Raw genomic sequence first — 16,116 nt, forward strand, 5'->3', positions numbered from 1 at the left:
CGGAGGCCCGCAGGAAGCGGGTCAGCTAACCGTTGCGACAGGAAGTCGCGCACTTAGGTTAGCTTCATCTTTTGGGCACTTCCTTTTTCCTCTCCTGAGCAGGAAAAAGGAAGTTTTTATGAAACATCGATACAATGGAAGAGATAGGAGTGAAGATAGAAATGGATATTAAGAAATTCGAAAATATACCGTTGGCTGTGCTTGATTTGGCACCAATCAACGAAGGTGCTGAAACGGCACAGGCGTTCAAGAACAGTGTGGAATTGGCGCAGCATGTGGAGAAGTTGGGATTCAACCGCTACTGGTTGGCGGAGCACCATAATATGCCGGGCATCGGTAGTTCTGCGACGTCGGTTCTTATTGGTCATATTGCCGGGGCAACGGAATCCATTCGAGTGGGCTCAGGCGGCATCATGCTGCCAAACCATGCGCCACTTGTTATTGCAGAACAGTTTGGTACATTGGAAACTATTTATCCCGGGCGCATTGACTTGGGTCTGGGCCGTGCACCGGGGAGTGACCAGGCGACTGCTTATGCGCTGCGACGTACTTTGCAGAGCAGCGGGGATGATTTTCCCCAACAGGTTGCGGAGTTGGAAAATTACTTCTCGGAAAACCCGGTTGGCCGTGTTCGGGCTTATCCGGGCACCAATTTGAAAATACCGCTTTGGCTATTGGGATCGAGCGGATTCAGTGCACAACTTGCAGCACTTAAAGGCTTGCCGTTTTCTTTCGCCAGCCATTTTGCACCGGATTACATGATGCAGGCTTTGCAGTTGTATCATCAAAATTTCAAGCCTTCTCCTGCTTTGGCATCGCCTTATGCGATGCTGGGCGTCAACGTTATTGCTGCAGAGACACAGGAGCGTGCTGAATGGCTCGCAACTTCTTCCCAGCAGCAAATGTTCTCGCTGATGAGAGGGGAACCGACGACGTTCCAGGCACCGATTGATGATTTGGAAGAAGTTTGGACAGATCGGGAAATTGCTATTTTCCGTGAGAAATTGGATTCTGAATCGATGATTGTCGGTACACCGGATGTCGTCAAACAAAAACTGAAAAATTTCATCCAAAAAACAAGAGCCAACGAAGTGATCGTCAACTCACCGATTTTCCATCAGGAAGATCGCCTGCGTTCTTACGATTACTTGGCAGAAATGATGAACTAAAGAAAATCCCGTTCTGATGAACGGGATTTTTTGCATGAAAAAAGCACCTCTCCGGAATCGAAGAGATGCTGAGCCGGCGTCAGTGAAGTTCTTTCGCCTTGTCTTCTTCACGCTGCCGTTCTTTTGGAAACTCCTCTTCATCATAGGCTGCATAATCAGGTGCACCTTCGCCAATCATATTCAGAACCGCATTGAAATCCTCATCTAACCGAAGTTCAACTTCTCGTGGATCAAGTACTTTGCGTTCCATTATGATCAACCTCCTTCTTTGCTATTCAGCAGCCTTATCGCCATGAAGGCGGATTCCTATCTCACTTCTATTATACAGACTATTCTGTTTAATTGGAAGGGAACTGTTTGCAAGCATTGGCAAAAAGGATCCGGAAAATAAAAAACCGTTAAAGCAAGGGCTTTAACGGTTTTTGGCTATTATTGTTGATTGATTTCTGCGTTTAAGATCATTGATTCAAAGAACACGGAAGGTGCAGTTTCATTCCACTCAAGAGAAGTCAAATCGGCTGTGCGTTTAGGCAGATAGCCATATGCGAGTTCTGTTCGCAGATCATCCGTCAATTCGAGTTTGACGTAAGGGCCTTCCGGCGTCAGCCAATTCAACTGGGACAGGCGGTTCTCCAGAGAAAACTCGATCCATTCGTCTTCTGCTTCATCCGTTTCGAATAACGGTTCCTGAGCAGCCATCAGCCATGTTTGGCTTGAATGCTGAGGCGGCAGCCAGAGATTTTTTGACAGTTTGCCTTCTTCAACTGTGAACTCTGCAATTTCGTGGCGCAGTTCCTGTACCCAGTCACCGTTGCCCAATTGCAGTCTGCGGGAAACATAGACATTGCCGATCAGAATTTCGCTGTTTCCGTTTGTGAAGACGCCATAAGGATTGGTCGTTGGATCTGGACCATATATTGTTTCGTCAAGCCGTGTAGTGGATTTGGGATTCCAAGATTTAAAATCGGCATCCTCCAAATTATTGACATTCATCGATACGGTATAAGGGAGCCACCCGGTATTTTTGATTTCTTCGAAAATGATGGAAGAGCCATTATTAAGCGACCGGTCGACCAATGTATACGTGCCGACGTTCAGGCCGAGCAAGGTCATCTGGTAGACCTGTGTAAGGTCACTGCCGCTTTCAGTTACTTTGGGTTCGCTCAGCGTAATAAAAGTCGGTTTTTCAATAGTGACCGATACATTGTTTTCAGAATGAATTTCGACTTCATTTTTTAAGAACATGACGGCTGTAAAGACGATCAGCGACATGAAAAATACAACACCTATTAAAATAATGATCTTTCTAAACACAATCTTCACCTCGGTTTTCTGCAAGTTTGCCAGTTTTGATTATAACATGTGGCAACAGCAAGAAAACCGGTGATATTTGAGCATCGCATGAACAAACAAGGATACTCCGATGTATGGGAATCAAAAAAAGACGCCCCAGGGGACGCCTCTTACAATACCTTATCGAGGAAATCTTTGGCACGTTCCGTTTTTGGATGGCTGAAGAACTCATTAGGCTGGCCTTCTTCAACCAGCACGCCATGATCTAAAAACAGGACGCGGTCTGCTACTTCACGTGCAAAACCCATTTCATGTGTCACGACGACCATCGTCATGCCGGATTTCGCTAAATCTTTCATAACATCCAAAACTTCTTTGACCATTTCCGGATCAAGTGCTGAAGTCGGTTCATCAAACAGCATCAGTTCAGGTTCCATTGCCAAAGCCCGCGCAATCGCAACACGCTGTTTCTGCCCCCCTGATAAGCTGTTCGGATAGGCTGTCTCTTTTTCCGATAGTCCAACACGTTCCAATAGAAGACGGGCTTTCATTTCAGCTTCTGCTTTTTTAATGCCTTTGGCTTTCATCGGTGCGTACGTCAGGTTTTCAAGAACCGTCAAATGAGGGAATAAATGAAAATGCTGAAACACCATGCCGATTTGCTGGCGGATTTTATGGATATTCTTTTTGGAAGATGTCAGGTTCTTGCCATTGATGTCGATGGACCCGGAAGTGGAAACTTCCAGCAGGTTCAGGCAGCGCAGGAACGTCGACTTTCCTGAACCGGAAGGGCCGATGATCGATACGACTTCGCCTTTGCTGATAGTAGTGGAAATATCGCTTAGTACCTCATTGGTGCCGAATTTCTTATACAGATTCTGGACGTTAATCACTTTGTTTCAGCCTCCGTTCGAAAACTCTGCCGATCATCGTCAAGCCCATGACCATACACCAGTAAATGAGGCCGACAAATAACAGCGGTTCAAAGTTGCGGAACAAATCCGATCCAACAACTTGTGCGCGTCTCATGAGATCGAGATAACCGATGGTCGAGACGATGGCGGATTCTTTTGTTAAGGTGATGAATTCATTCATCAGAGCCGGCAGAATATTTTTGAGTGCCTGCGGCAAAATGATGTCTTTCATCATGGCACGGTAGGGAACGCCTAACGCTTGTGCTGCTTCCATCTGGCCTTTGTCGACCGCCTGGATTCCAGCACGAATGATTTCGGAAATGTAAGCAGATGAATTTAGTCCGAACGCCAGTATGGCGGACAGGAATGCAGAAATATCATAGCCCGTCAACTGGGGAGTGGAATAATAGATGATCATCAATTGCAGAATCAGCGGTGTCCCGCGAAATATAGAAGTATAAGCATCAGCAAACCATCTTAAGGGGATGATGCTGCCGATTTTGAACAATGCCAATATGGTTCCGAGGATCGACCCCAGAATGATGGCGAAAAATACGAATTTTAAGGTAGCCCATATCCCTTCCAGCATGAAAGGGATATAAGGAACGATTTGTGAGAAATCCAGGTTCATCTATTACAACTCATTTCTAAAGGAAAGTTTACTCTTCGTCAGTCAGCCATTCTTTCTTCAATTCATCCAATTCGCCGCTTTCTTCCATTTCGGCAAGAACGCCATTCACTTCTTCAACCAGGTCACTGCCTTTCGGGAAAGCGACAGCCATACCCGGTGAAGCTGTTGTCGGGTCGTCGAAAGCCCCTAAATCCTGTGCTTCGATATAGCCGAGTGCAACTTGTTTGTCCATGTATGCAGCGTCAATTCGGCCAGATAGAATTTCTTGGATCAATGCGCCAGAATCATCAAGTGCTTTCAATTCAAAGTTGATGTCTTCGTCTGCAATGATGCTTTTCGCACCTTCTTCTTGGATCGTTCCAAGCTGGACGCCTACATTTTTACCTTCCAAGGATTCAAGTGTGGTCAATTCTGAACCTTTGAGCGTGACGAACATTTCGCCTGAATGATTATATTCTGTAGAGAAATCAACATTTTCTCTGCGTGATTCTGTTGCGGACATGCCGGCAATCACCATATCGACGCGATCGTTCTGCAAAGCACCGATGAGGCCATCAAATTTCATGTCCGTAATTTTAAGTTCATAGCCAAGTTCATCAGCAATGTGGTTAGCCAGGTCGATATCGAATCCGACAATTTCACCTTCAGGATTGCGCGATTCAAAAGGTGCAAATTCAGCGGATGTCCCCATTTCTAATACCTTTTTTTCTTCTGATGCGCCTTCGCTCGAACTATCGCTGCCACATGCTCCTAGCAATAATGCGGATGTTGCAAATAAAGCAATCAATGGTTTTTTCTTAATCATGTATGTTTCCCCCTAAATGATGTATGTTTATTCATTAAAATGAATTTTAACACATCATTCTGTTTTTGAGAAGTTTTTTTATGAGAGTGGGAAAAGTTTATTTTTTCAGATATTTAAAAGGACGAAGGCCGGCTCACTAGAATTCCTCAGTGGGCACTCGTGGGAAAAGGGAAATGGGTTGCGTATAATAACAGGGAGGAGGCGATAAAATGAGAAAATTGCTTTTGACCGGGTTTGAACCATTTCTGGATTTTACGGTCAATCCAACGATGAAAATAGTAGAAGAGCTGGACGGTGATTTAATTGGGGACTATGAAATTATCGGGAAGATCATGCCGGTGGACTTCAGTGCGTCTGGAGAAATGCTGCTTGATTTCATTGCGGAGGAAAATCCGGATGCGGTAATTTCCCTTGGTCTTGCAGCGGGGCGCTATAAGATTACGCCGGAACGGATTGCGATCAACGTCAAAGACGGGGCTGCTGATAACGAAGGCAATAAACCTATAGATGAACCGATTTGTGAAGAAGGGGAGCCGGCATATCTGTCCGCTTTGCCTATCCGGAAAATGGTCGACAGCCTGCTTGCCAATGGGTTGCCTGCAGAAATATCCAATACGGCGGGTGCATATCTATGCAATAACGTCATGTATGAAGGGTTGCATTATGCGAAAACCAATAAACCGGAATTGAAAACAGGGTTTATCCATATTCCAGCGTCGCATGAATTGGCTATCCAGCATGGACGCCTGCCAAGCTGGTCCCAGGAAGATTTAGTGAAAGGCGTTCGGATTTGCATCGAGGCATTGGAAGAAGCATAAAAAGGCGCTGTCCCGAAAGACCCGGCAGATGTCCATTACGGCGGACGCGTTCCGCGGGCACAGCTTCTGCCGCTTCCCTCGCTGCGCTCAGTCCAGTGGCTCCAGCTCGCGCTGTTCCCGCTGGAGTCGCCGCCTCCATTCCCATCAGCCAGCTGTTCTCAGAAAACGTATTCCCCCATCAAAAAACAGCCGGAGAAAAAGGCTTTCTTTCTCTCCGGCTGTTTTATTTTAGAGACTTATGGAACAGCCCCTTCTTCTGATTAGATGATTTCCCAATTGCGCTTGGCAGCAACTGTCCGCAGTCTTTCTTCGGGTTGGACGGCTACCGGATGGCCGACCAGTTCAAGCACCGACAGGTCTGAATGGCTGTCGCCGTAGGCATAGCTGTTGGCCCAATCGATGTCCTGGCCTTCGAGTGCTTCTTTGATTTTGACTGTCTTTAGAGGGCCCTGGATATGTGAAATGGGTGTACGGTGATCCAGGACGTTGTCTTTATAAAGGATTTCTGTTCCAATGATGGTCTTGATCGGCAATTGTTTTGTGACTGCGAGCAGAAGTGGTGTAAAAGCTCCAGACACCAGCATAACGTAATCGTTGTTGGCTACATGGTTTTTCAAACGCTCAACGACGTTCGGATTCATATCGCCGTGCATTCGGTCTGCAATTTCGCCGAAATACTGTTCCAGCTCAACTTTCGTGAAAGTTTCGAGCGCAGACAGATAGGCTTGGACAGAACGTTCGCGCATTTTCCGTTCAGGATAGATTTTCAGTTTATGGCCGATATAGGGAGGCATGATGGCCCGGTAAAATTGGCGGTAGCGTTTGCTGTGCTCGGGATGATTTTTCAAATGGTCCATCATCAGCTGGAAAGTTTCCTTCGAATACAAAGTTCCGTCAAAATCAAATATGGCTACACGCAAAGCGATCAACTCCGGTTTCTCAATTTTTTCTATTGCTACTATCATAGCGGAAAAACAGAGTGTCTTCCAGCGGATGGCTGCTGCAGGTTTATGCATTTTCTTCTTAAGGGTATGGAAGGTTAAACGAATAATTACGCCACAGGAGGTTTTACGATGGAAAAGCAGCGCATCACAGTCGGTTACGTCGAATTGACTCAGGAAGAGTCGGACCGGCTTTTCCAAGAAGTGAAAAAAGATAAAGATATCGAAAACTATAGCGAACTTCAAGGATTGATGGAAGATTTTGATTCTGTCATCATCGAACCCGATGCACGGCCGCTCGCTGATATTCTGGATGGGGATGAAGCGCCCACAGAAACAGAACAGGGCGGCACCCGCTATATTGAAGTCTTTAATAAACTCGAAGAAGATACCCGTTATCGTTTCGAATCGTCAGATCAAAACTAAAATCAGCCGCCCAATTTCTGTGTTGGGCGGTTTTGTTATGGCAGATTCATTGGCAGAAGTCTTTCGTAAGCGGAAAAAGCAATTTTAGAGGAATTCACGGGGGTCTTGGCCTGATTATTCCTGATTGTCCTCACTTTTAAAAAAGGATGACCCAAAAATGGGTCATCCTTTTTTAAAAGTTTCTTCTATTCTTCTATTTTTCCGATGCAGCGTTCACATTCGTAGATGATCGATTCACGTTGTTCCTTGATTTCGCATCCACATTCCCGGCATTCCTTTTTCGAGCGAGTTTCATAAGTCTGTGTGTTTTTCATCATGATCTCCTCCAGTGGTTTAGTTTAGTATGTCGTACCCAGGCAGTGTCAGGAATTCAGCAAAATCACTTTGCAGCGTGAGGCTTGTGAACAACTCGCGGGCTTCCGCGTAGTTTCCAGTTGAATATTTCGCTTCGCCGACCGCTTGTTTGATTTTGGCGGCTTCTTCTTCGGTAACTTCATGGAATAACGAAACATCGATAGTACGGCCGTCTTCCAAAATCCCTTTCGGGTGGCGAATCCATTGCCATACTTGAGAGCGTGAAATTTCAGCTGTTGCGGCATCTTCCATCAAGTTATTGATAGGTGCTGCGCCGTTTCCTGACAACCAGGAAGCGATGTATTGGATACCGACTGAAATATTGGAGCGAAGGCCATCTTCTGTAATCGTGCCCTCGGGAACTTCAACTAGTTGCGCAGCCGTCACTTGGACATCTTCCCGTTTCTTATCGATCTGGTTAGGAGTGGGCATGTGTTCGTTGAATTGTTCCATCGCGATTGCGACCATCCCAGGATGGGCAACCCATGTGCCGTCGTGGCCATCCACCGCTTCACGGCGTTTGTCTTCTGCTACTTTTTGGAATGCAGCTGCGTTGGCTTCATCATTTCCTTTAACAGGAATCTGAGCGGCCATCCCGCCGAGTGCCGGTGCATTGCGTTTATGGCAAGTCTTGATGCAAAGCTGTGTATAGGCTCGCATGAACGGGACGGTCATCGTCACTTGTGAACGATCCGGGAAAATGTATTCCGGAAGGTTGCGCATCCGTTTGATGACGCTGAAGATGTAATCCCAGCGCCCGCAGTTTAAGCCAGCAGAGTGATCGCGTAATTCGTAGAGGATTTCATCCATTTCAAATGCAGCCAAAATGGTTTCAATCAATACCGTTGCTCGAATGGTGCCTTGCGGAATCCCCAGTTCATCTTGTGCGAAAACGAAAACGTCGTTCCACAGGCGGGCTTCTAAATGGCTTTCCATTTTTGGAAGATAGAAATAAGGACCGCTTCCACGTTCAATTAATTCTTTAGCGTTGTGGAAAAAGTATAATCCGAAATCGACCAGGCTGCCGGAAATCGGCTGTCCGTTGATATGGATATTTTTCTCCATTAAATGCCAGCCGCGAGGACGAACCATCAACACTGCTGTTTGTTCATTCAAAGCATACTTCTTTCCGGTTTCAGGAGCTTCAAAATCAATTTGGCGTCGAACCGCATCACGTAAATTTATTTGTCCATCAATGACGTTGAACCAATTTGGTGCAGTAGCGTCTTCCAAATCCGCCATGAACATCTTAGCGCCGGAGTTCAATGCGTTGATCAGCATTTTCCGGTTGGTCGGACCCGTGATTTCGACACGGCGGTCCTTCATGTCTTCTGGGAGTGGGGCAATGGTCCAATTATTATTTCGGATATGCTTGGTTTCAGGAAGAAAGTCGAGTTTCTTGCCGGCATCAATTTCTTTTTGGCGAACTTGTCGTTTTTCGAGAAGTTTAACTCGCTGTTTATCAAAATTTGTATGAAGCTTTTCAATAAATTCTAAAGCTTCAGGTGTTAAAATTGTCTCCATTCCCGGAACTTTTTCACCTTTTATAGTCACAGTCGATTTAGTCAACAAACAAATCATCCCTTTCTGAGAAAAAATTTCGAACACCTGTATTAATACAGTTTGTTTTGATGTATATTAATATATAACAGAAAATTCTAACTGTCTTGCAAACAGGACGAAAAGGAGTATTCAGCGATAAAAGCAGTTATAAGGGGATAAACACATTTGGAAGGGGAGTCGGGGGATGGAAAACAGTATGTTGGAACAAATGGGGTTTATTATGGGAGACTGGATTCCGAAAGAAGCATCGATTGCGATTGCGGTAGAGGATAGCTACATCTACTATAAAGCAGGTATTCATGACTTGAAGATCCAGGAAGGCGAGCCCGTACTGCCAGGCAGTATTGCTGCACGTGCAAAAAGCGATGGGAAGCGGATCGAGATGTACGTAGAGGAATCGATTTTGGGAACAGCTTATTATGGCATCGGTTACCCAATCAAGTTTGGCGACATTGAAGGTGTGTTGGTGATCATCCTGCCGCCTGATTACTTAGTCCGTAAAAAACAGCCGATCCGATTTTTAACTGGGAAAATCGATGAAACGTGGAAGCCGGTTCCAATCGATCAAGTTTCCCATATTGAAAGCAGCCAAAAGAAAACCTGGTTTTATACGGAGCAGGAAACCTATTGTTCTATCCATACCCTGAAAAACTTGAAGCATCAATTGCCGGATACCTTCTTGCCGATCCACCGCTCTTATATTGTGAATATCAATTATATAGAAGAAATCTCCCGGGATATTGCATCAAATTATCAATTGACCCTTAGAGACGGCTCAGTTTTGCCGGTAAGCCAAAATTACACTGCAAGTGTCAGGGAACGGCTGGGGTTTTAATCGAATACAGAGAAACTTCACTCGGCAGGGTTCTTCATGGCAACTGCCCCTTAAGGCAGGGCAAACGAAAAGCCAGCTGAGGGTTTTTACTCCTCAGCTGGCTTTTATGCAAATATTTTTCCAGGGTTCAGTAAATTATCAGGATCCAGCATGCGCTTCATATTCTTCATGACAGCAATAGCTGCTCCGTGTTCGGCATCCTGATATTTCATTTTGCCAAGCCCGACACCATGTTCACCTGTGCACGTGCCTTCCAATTCAATGGCACGGAAGGCGAGCTTTTCGTTGATTTTTTCAGCTTCCAGTTTTTGGACAGGATCTTTGGCATCGTATGAAATCGTCGTATGGAAATTCCCGTCGCCGATATGTCCCAAGGCTCCGCCTTCCAATCCGCTTTCTGCAATGAGTTCCAGAGCGTAATCGATGAGTTCCGGAAGTTTGGAAATCGGTACGCAGACATCACCGCCCGTGACAGTCATTCCGGACTGATGCCTGAAGGCGTAAGCCATTTCATGGCGGGCTTTCCAAATCATCGCCCGTTCTTCTGAATCTGCCGCAACACGCCAATTTTCAGCGTTCATGTCATGCATCAGTTCTTGTGCCAAAGCCGCTTCTTCTTCAACAGCATTTTTCATGCCGGCAAACTCAAAAAAGAGGGAATGCTTTTCAGGCAGTCCATAGTTTCCGTAAGCATTCACTTTTCCAATGCTATAGGCGTCGACGAATTCCATGCGCTGGACAGGAATTCCGCTCAGCAAAATCATATGCGCGGCTTCTGCACATTGGTGGGGAGTTTCGAAAGTACAACTGGCAGCAATGGTGTGCTCAGGAATTCCGTGTAGCTTTAATGTGATTTCCGTAATGATGCCAAGCGTGCCTTCTGAACCGGTGAACAGCCCGGTCAAATGGTAGCCGGAAGATGATTTTTTGGCTTTTGTGCCAGTATGGAGCAATGTGCCGTCTGCCAATACCACTTCCAAATCGACAATTTGATCACGCATGACGCCATAGCGCACTGCTGTGGTTCCGCTGGCGTTGTTGGCCGCCATGCCGCCGATGGATGCATCTGCACCAGGGTCCACCGGAAACTGCAGGCCATGCCGATTGATGATGTTGTTCAATTGCAGGCGCGTGATGCCGGGCTGAACGGTGACCAATAAGTCTTCGGGTGAAAATTTCACGATTTGGTTCATGCGTTCGAAATTAAGCGAAATCCCGCCATTCAAAGGAATGGCTTGTCCTTCCAAGCCTGAACCGATGCCGAATGGAGTAATAGGAATGGAAGCATCACGGGCAATTTTCATGATGGCGATCACATCCTCTGTGGATTCCGGGAAGCAGACAAGTTCAGGTTCGACAGGTGGATGCTCGGATTCATCATGGCTATGCCTGTATAATTCGCTGATGCTTTTTGAATATTGATCTGTTTTTAAGATGCTTTGTATTTGCGTGATCCAATGATTTGTCATGCGGGTGACTCTCCTTTTATTTTATTAATAATTGATGAATGACAAAGGTTTAGTACAAATTCAAATCAGGGTAAAGAGTCTAAAAATCACTGAGGAGGAGCTATGAAAAAACTCATCGGATTTGCACTGATTTTACTGGTGTTGCTTGCTGCTTGCGGACGGCCTGCTGATCAATCCACTTCAACAGAACAAGAAGGAGAACAAGAAACCTATACAATCCGAATAGCTTATCTGGTGCCCGAAGAACATTCTGCCCATATCCAATCTTTGAAATTCAAAGAAAAACTGGAAGAAGAGTCTGATGGGCGGCTTATTGTAGAATTGTATCCGAATGGCCAATTATATGGATCGGACCGTGAAGCGATTGAAGCGGTACAACTGGGCAATCTGGAAATGACCATTCCGGCGGTAGCCCCATTAGCTTCATTCAATGAGAAGTTTCTGGTTTTCGATTTGCCGTTTCTTTTTAATGATTACGATGCCGCCTATACAGCATTGGACGGAGAGCTGGGCCAGGAACTGCTGGACAGTCTGGAGCAAAACGATTTAAAGGGACTGGTATTCGGTGAAAATGGCTTCCGGCATGTTTCCAATAACGACAAGCCGATCCAATCCCCTGAAGACATGGAAGGGCTAAAACTGCGGACCCTGGAGAATCCATTGCATACAGATACTTTTAAGGCGTTCGGAGCCAATGCCTCTCCATTTGCATTTGGAGAACTTTATACAGCCTTGCAGCAAGGAACGTATGATGCGATGGAGTGCCCGATTTCCCTGTACTACACGAATAAATTCTATGAAGTCCAGGATTATTTGACTTTGACGGGACATGTCTATGCAGCTGCCATTCTTCTGGCCAACAACGATTTCTACAATAGCTTGCCTAAAGATCTGCAGCAACTGGTCATGGAAGCGTCTGAGGAATTCAAGAATGAACAGCGTGCACTCGCCCAGCAGCAGGATGTGGAATTCCTGGAACAACTGAAAGCGGAAGGCATGCAAGTCAACGATTTGACAGCTGAACAACGCGATGAATTTCGTCAAGCGGCGCAGTCTGTCTATGAGAAATACGAAAGCCAAATCGGCAAAGATCTGATTGATCGGGCATTGGCGGCGAATGAATAGAAAAGAATGGCAACCAGGGAGCGTTCCCTGGTTTTTTTGATTTCAAGCAAACCGGTAAAGGGAGAAAGTTATTAGAAAATTGGAATTCTTACTATACAAACGAATCTGTCTATTCTATACTTTCTGTATACAGTATACACTGTACAAAATTTTTATGTAGAGGGGAGGAATTATGGAGAAAATCGTGAAACAAGCCACATTGGCGGATCAAGCATACGAGTATATCAAGAAAATGATCATTACTGGAAAGTTGAAACCGGGCCAGGAATTGCCGGAAGAAAAACTGGCATTGGAACTCGGCATCAGCCGGACGCCTTTAAGAGAAGCTCTAAAAAGACTGGCTGTTGATGCGCTTATCGAGTTAAGAAAAACACGGCCTGCCATAGTAGCAGCCTTTACATTCCAGGATGTCCAGGAAATCATGGAGCTGCGCAGGCTATTGGAAATCTATGGTCTTGAAAATCTTTCGAAGGCAGATCAACAGCCTGTCATGAATGAACTGAGAAAAAATGTGGAACGCCAATTTCAGGCTGTGCAAGCTGAAAGGGTGGTGGAATTTATGGATCTCGACCAGGAGTTCCACTCCTTCCTCTATCAGAATCATGCCAACAATCGCTTGAAGGAAATGATAAAAGGCATTAACAGTGGCGGCAGCCGGGCATTTTTGCTGCTATCAGACACTGCAGCCGACAGTTCCAAAAAGGCATACGGTGAACATTTATCCATCCTTAAAGCAATTGAAGAAGGCGATATCGGCAAAGCGAAACAGCAGTTGGCCATCCACTTGGATAATATCGAGAGCCGGCTGCTGAAATACATTTCACAGGAGGAACTATGAAAAAACTACTTGGACTATTTCTTATTGGACTATTTATCTTATCAGCCTGCGGAAGACCGGACAGTGGCACGACATCGACAGAAGACGGCGGTGCCGGAGAAGACACGTATACAATCCGATTGGCTCACTTAGTGCCGGAAGAACAATCTTCACATGTCGCAGCCGTAGCATTCAAAGAAAAACTGGAAGCGGAATCAGACGGCCGCCTGACAGTTGAGTTGTACCCGAATGGCCAGCTTTATGGTTCAGACCGCGAGGCGATTGAAGCGGTCCAGCTCGGCAATGTTGAAATGACGATCCCGGCTGTAGCTGCAATGGCTTCATTCAATGAAAAATTCCAAGTGTTTGACCTGCCATTTCTTTTCAATAACAACGAAGCAGCATACCGGGCATTAGATGGAGAACTGGGCCAAGAACTATTGGCTGATTTGGAAAACAATGGAATGAAAGGCCTGGTCTTTGGCGAGAATGGATTCCGTCATGTTTCCAACAACGAAGGACCGATTGAATCACCGGAAGATATGGAGGGCCTGAAAATGCGGACATTGGAAAGCCCGCTGCATACGGATACCTTCAATGCTTTTGGAGCAAACGCTTCTCCGTTCGCCTTTGGTGAGTTGTATACAGCTCTTCAGCAAGGCACCTATGATGCGATGGATTGCCCGATTTCCCTTTATTACACCAATAAATTTTACGAAGTTCAGGATTACCTGACTTTGACTGGGCATGTTTATGCAGCAACAGCATTATTGGTGAACAACGATTTCTACAATACCCTTCCGGCGGATCTGCAAGATCTGATCACGGAAGCTTCTGAAGAATTCCGTACAGAGCAACGCGAATTGGCCCAGCAGCAGGACGGCGAATTCCTGGCTCAGTTGGAAGCGGAAGGTATGCAGATCAATGATTTGACGGATGAACAGCGCAATCAGTTCCGTGAAGCAGCAGAATCTGTTTACACGAAATACGAAGGTCAAATCGGCAAAGACGTTATCGATCAAGCGTTGGCAGCAAATGAAGAATAAATGAAAAGGACAGTTGAAGAATCAAGGAAGAAATTCCTTGATTTTTCATTTTTTCTGCACTAATGGACGCTGTTCTGCCGGTTGAAGGTTTTTAAGAAAGGAAGTGTAAAAATGATTAAAAAATTTGAGAAGGCAGAAGAGGCCTTTCTGGTTTTTACATTAGTCGTTATGGTGGCTTTAATCTTTGGGCAAGTCGTTGGACGCTACGTTTTTTCCAATGCACCTAGTTGGACAGAAGAGATGGCTCGCTATATACATATTTTTCAAGTATGGATAGGAGCGAGTTATGCAGTGAAATTGCGTGAACATATACGGGTGGAAGCCTTCATTACACGCTTTAAAGGCCTGCCAAGAAAGATTCTGGAAACGATCTCATTGGTCATTTGGTTCGCGATGGCTTTATTCCTGGCTTATTTTGGAACCGATCTTGTGTTGAGCAGCATCGCCAATGGACAGGTCACGCCAGCGATGCAATTGCCGATGTGGATTCCATTTTTGGCTATCCCACTGGGCGGCATCGGAATGTGTATCCGATTGATCCAGCAATTGATCAAAATTTGGCAGGGCGATTACGAGATGCATAAAGGAGGGGACCTTCCGGTATGACAATAGCTCTGTTATTCGGCACCTTATTCATTTGTTTGCTGATCGGCGTACCGATTGCGATTGCGTTGGGCGTTTCAGCGTTGACAGCGATTTATTTCGGCACAACTTTACCGCTCAGCATCATCACTCAAAAAGCATTCACTTCACTCGACTCGTTTCCTTTGCTGGCGATTCCGTTCTTTATGCTGGCAGGAATTCTTATGGGAAAAGGCGGCGTTTCCAAGAGGCTATTGGCGTTTGCGTCAGCTTTAGTCGGCTGGATGACAGGCGGATTGAGCATGGTGACCATCGTGGCCTGTATGTTTTTTGCGGCTATTTCGGGATCAGGTCCAGCAACAGTTGCCGCAATCGGGGGCTTTATGATCCCGGCAATGATTGCGCGTAAATACGACGGGGGCTTTGCGTCAGCTGTTGCAGCTTCTGCAGGATCTATCGGTGTCATCATTCCGCCGAGTATTCCATTTGTCTTGTATGGGGTTATCGGGGGAGTTTCAGTCGGCAGCATGTTCCTGGCAGGCATTATTCCAGGATTGATCATCGGTGCTGGCCTGTTGTTGACTGCATATCTTATTTCCAAGAAGCGTGGCTATAAGCCGGAACCTGGCGAAGCATCGTCCTTTGAATTTAAGGACGTGCTGAAAACCTTCTGGGACGCCAAATGGGCTTTGTTGATTCCTGTCATTATCCTGGGCGGCATATACGGCGGTATCTTTTCTCCAACTGAAGCGGCCGTAGTTGCTGTAGTATATGCTATAATTATCGGCAAATTCGTTTATAAAGAATTATCCTGGCACGGACTTTATGAAAGCTTCAGAGAAGCCATTGTCATCAATGCCACCACGATGATCATCATTGGTTTATCGGTATCGTTTGCTTACTTTATGACCATCGAACAAATTCCAGGAGAAATCTCTGACTACTTAACAGCATTGTCGACGAATCCATTGGTCATTCTTTTAGCCGTCAATTTATTGTTGCTGGTGGTTGGGATGTTCATTGATACCATTTCGGCATTGGTCGTCCTGACTCCGATTCTGTTGCCGATTGTTGTTTCTGTCGGAGTGGATCCGATCCATTTCGGTGTCATTCTTGTAGCCAACTTGGCAATCGGTTTTGTCACACCACCGCTTGGAGTCAACTTATTTGTGGCTTCAAGTGTCGGAGGGGTTCGCTTCGAACGCATTGCTTTGGCCGTTGTGCCATTCTTGTTATCGATGATTGTATGTCTGTTGATCATCACATTCATCCCTGCTCTATCTCTGTGGCTGCCAGGACTTTATGAATAACGAAGATTTTTAATGAGA

At 45.8% G+C, this 16,116-nt stretch carries 18 protein-coding genes; 9 read left to right on the top strand and 9 right to left on the bottom strand.

All coding sequences use genetic code 11. The features are described from left to right. Window positions 1-161 precede the first annotated feature (161 nt). Window positions 162-1,169 (top strand): LLM class flavin-dependent oxidoreductase, encoded by a 1,008-nt coding sequence (locus IRE19_RS02665; protein ID WP_203339250.1) that lies wholly within the window; start codon window positions 162-164, stop codon window positions 1,167-1,169. Window positions 1,170-1,248: 79 nt separating this feature from the next. Here IRE19_RS02665 and IRE19_RS02670 read toward each other — a convergent pair whose 3' ends face one another. From IRE19_RS02670 to IRE19_RS02690, 5 genes are all read right to left on the bottom strand, one after another. Beyond that, window positions 1,249-1,419: a hypothetical protein gene (locus tag IRE19_RS02670; protein WP_191713786.1), complete on the bottom strand. Its 171-nt coding sequence runs from the start codon at window positions 1,417-1,419 to the stop codon at window positions 1,249-1,251. 179 nt (window positions 1,420-1,598) lie between these two features. Further along, complete coding sequence (locus IRE19_RS02675) at window positions 1,599-2,483, bottom strand: hypothetical protein (protein ID WP_349291247.1); 885 nt, start codon at window positions 2,481-2,483, stop codon at window positions 1,599-1,601. A gap of 149 nt (window positions 2,484-2,632) precedes the next feature. Then, entirely contained in the window at window positions 2,633-3,355 is a 723-nt protein-coding gene (locus IRE19_RS02680; RefSeq protein WP_203339251.1) for an ATP-binding cassette domain-containing protein, read from the bottom strand. Continuing rightward, on the bottom strand, window positions 3,348-4,007 hold the full coding sequence (locus IRE19_RS02685) for an amino acid ABC transporter permease (protein ID WP_191713788.1): 660 nt from the start codon (window positions 4,005-4,007) through the stop codon (window positions 3,348-3,350). Before IRE19_RS02685 ends, IRE19_RS02680 begins: the two co-directional genes overlap by 8 nt. Window positions 4,008-4,035: 28 nt before the next feature. After that, window positions 4,036-4,812 (bottom strand): ABC transporter substrate-binding protein, encoded by a 777-nt coding sequence (locus IRE19_RS02690; RefSeq protein WP_203339252.1) that lies wholly within the window; start codon window positions 4,810-4,812, stop codon window positions 4,036-4,038. Between the two features lie 209 nt (window positions 4,813-5,021). Here IRE19_RS02690 and pcp point away from each other — a divergent pair, with 209 nt between their 5' ends. Then, window positions 5,022-5,630, top strand: coding sequence for a pyroglutamyl-peptidase I (pcp, locus tag IRE19_RS02695; RefSeq protein ID WP_203339253.1), 609 nt, complete (start codon window positions 5,022-5,024; stop codon window positions 5,628-5,630). Window positions 5,631-5,890: 260 nt separating this feature from the next. On the opposite strand, the gene IRE19_RS02700 is transcribed toward pcp, so the two are convergent. Further along, on the bottom strand, window positions 5,891-6,550 hold the full coding sequence (locus tag IRE19_RS02700) for an HAD family hydrolase (protein ID WP_203339696.1): 660 nt from the start codon (window positions 6,548-6,550) through the stop codon (window positions 5,891-5,893). Between the two features lie 153 nt (window positions 6,551-6,703). Here IRE19_RS02700 and IRE19_RS02705 point away from each other — a divergent pair, with 153 nt between their 5' ends. Further along, a complete protein-coding gene (locus tag IRE19_RS02705; protein WP_191713792.1) occupies window positions 6,704-6,997 on the top strand; it encodes a hypothetical protein in 294 nt (97 codons plus the stop codon). A 185-nt stretch (window positions 6,998-7,182) separates the two neighbouring features. On the opposite strand, the gene IRE19_RS02710 is transcribed toward IRE19_RS02705, so the two are convergent. Next, window positions 7,183-7,314 (bottom strand): YhfH family protein, encoded by a 132-nt coding sequence (locus tag IRE19_RS02710; RefSeq protein ID WP_225218317.1) that lies wholly within the window; start codon window positions 7,312-7,314, stop codon window positions 7,183-7,185. A gap of 16 nt (window positions 7,315-7,330) precedes the next feature. Then, a complete protein-coding gene (aceB, locus tag IRE19_RS02715; RefSeq protein ID WP_203339254.1) occupies window positions 7,331-8,932 on the bottom strand; it encodes a malate synthase A in 1,602 nt (533 codons plus the stop codon). Window positions 8,933-9,098: 166 nt separating this feature from the next. On the opposite strand from aceB, the gene IRE19_RS02720 reads away from it, so the two are divergent. Then, window positions 9,099-9,749, top strand: coding sequence for a LytR/AlgR family response regulator transcription factor (locus IRE19_RS02720; protein ID WP_203339255.1), 651 nt, complete (start codon window positions 9,099-9,101; stop codon window positions 9,747-9,749). A 104-nt stretch (window positions 9,750-9,853) separates the two neighbouring features. Here IRE19_RS02720 and IRE19_RS02725 read toward each other — a convergent pair whose 3' ends face one another. Continuing rightward, window positions 9,854-11,218 (bottom strand): FAD-binding oxidoreductase, encoded by a 1,365-nt coding sequence (locus IRE19_RS02725; RefSeq protein WP_203339256.1) that lies wholly within the window; start codon window positions 11,216-11,218, stop codon window positions 9,854-9,856. A 102-nt stretch (window positions 11,219-11,320) separates the two neighbouring features. Here IRE19_RS02725 and IRE19_RS02730 point away from each other — a divergent pair, with 102 nt between their 5' ends. The 5 genes from IRE19_RS02730 (at window position 11,321) to IRE19_RS02750 (ending at window position 16,098) form a co-directional block, all read left to right on the top strand. Further along, window positions 11,321-12,343, top strand: a complete 1,023-nt coding sequence (locus IRE19_RS02730) for a TRAP transporter substrate-binding protein (protein WP_203339257.1) — start codon at window positions 11,321-11,323, stop codon at window positions 12,341-12,343. Window positions 12,344-12,515: 172 nt separating this feature from the next. Next, entirely contained in the window at window positions 12,516-13,181 is a 666-nt protein-coding gene (locus IRE19_RS02735) for a GntR family transcriptional regulator (protein WP_203339258.1), read from the top strand. Further along, window positions 13,178-14,206 carry a TRAP transporter substrate-binding protein gene (locus IRE19_RS02740; protein ID WP_203339259.1) on the top strand — a complete coding sequence of 343 codons (1,029 nt, stop codon included), beginning with the start codon at window positions 13,178-13,180 and terminating at the stop codon, window positions 14,204-14,206. The genes IRE19_RS02735 and IRE19_RS02740 overlap by 4 nt, the downstream gene beginning before the upstream one ends. 111 nt (window positions 14,207-14,317) lie before the next feature. After that, entirely contained in the window at window positions 14,318-14,812 is a 495-nt protein-coding gene (locus IRE19_RS02745; protein ID WP_203339260.1) for a TRAP transporter small permease, read from the top strand. Further along, entirely contained in the window at window positions 14,809-16,098 is a 1,290-nt protein-coding gene (locus IRE19_RS02750) for a TRAP transporter large permease (RefSeq protein WP_203339261.1), read from the top strand. Before IRE19_RS02745 ends, IRE19_RS02750 begins: the two co-directional genes overlap by 4 nt. Window positions 16,099-16,116 lie beyond the last annotated feature (18 nt).

This window comes from Planococcus beijingensis, from assembly GCF_016820615.1.
Lineage (GTDB): Bacteria > Bacillota > Bacilli > Bacillales_A > Planococcaceae > Planococcus > Planococcus notacanthi.

Coding starts and splice junctions, on each gene's coding strand:
- IRE19_RS02665 (WP_203339250.1), top strand. CDS start 162: ATGGATATTAAGAAATTCGAAAATATACCGTTGGCTGTGCTTGATTTG.
- IRE19_RS02670 (WP_191713786.1), bottom strand. CDS start 1,419: ATGGAACGCAAAGTACTTGATCCACGAGAAGTTGAACTTCGGTTAGAT.
- IRE19_RS02685 (WP_191713788.1), bottom strand. CDS start 4,007: ATGAACCTGGATTTCTCACAAATCGTTCCTTATATCCCTTTCATGCTG.
- IRE19_RS02690 (WP_203339252.1), bottom strand. CDS start 4,812: ATGATTAAGAAAAAACCATTGATTGCTTTATTTGCAACATCCGCATTA.
- pcp (WP_203339253.1), top strand. CDS start 5,022: ATGAGAAAATTGCTTTTGACCGGGTTTGAACCATTTCTGGATTTTACG.
- IRE19_RS02705 (WP_191713792.1), top strand. CDS start 6,704: ATGGAAAAGCAGCGCATCACAGTCGGTTACGTCGAATTGACTCAGGAA.
- IRE19_RS02710 (WP_225218317.1), bottom strand. CDS start 7,314: ATGATGAAAAACACACAGACTTATGAAACTCGCTCGAAAAAGGAATGC.
- aceB (WP_203339254.1), bottom strand. CDS start 8,932: ATGATTTGTTTGTTGACTAAATCGACTGTGACTATAAAAGGTGAAAAA.
- IRE19_RS02720 (WP_203339255.1), top strand. CDS start 9,099: ATGGAAAACAGTATGTTGGAACAAATGGGGTTTATTATGGGAGACTGG.
- IRE19_RS02725 (WP_203339256.1), bottom strand. CDS start 11,218: ATGACAAATCATTGGATCACGCAAATACAAAGCATCTTAAAAACAGAT.
- IRE19_RS02730 (WP_203339257.1), top strand. CDS start 11,321: ATGAAAAAACTCATCGGATTTGCACTGATTTTACTGGTGTTGCTTGCT.
- IRE19_RS02735 (WP_203339258.1), top strand. CDS start 12,516: ATGGAGAAAATCGTGAAACAAGCCACATTGGCGGATCAAGCATACGAG.
- IRE19_RS02740 (WP_203339259.1), top strand. CDS start 13,178: ATGAAAAAACTACTTGGACTATTTCTTATTGGACTATTTATCTTATCA.
- IRE19_RS02745 (WP_203339260.1), top strand. CDS start 14,318: ATGATTAAAAAATTTGAGAAGGCAGAAGAGGCCTTTCTGGTTTTTACA.
- IRE19_RS02750 (WP_203339261.1), top strand. CDS start 14,809: ATGACAATAGCTCTGTTATTCGGCACCTTATTCATTTGTTTGCTGATC.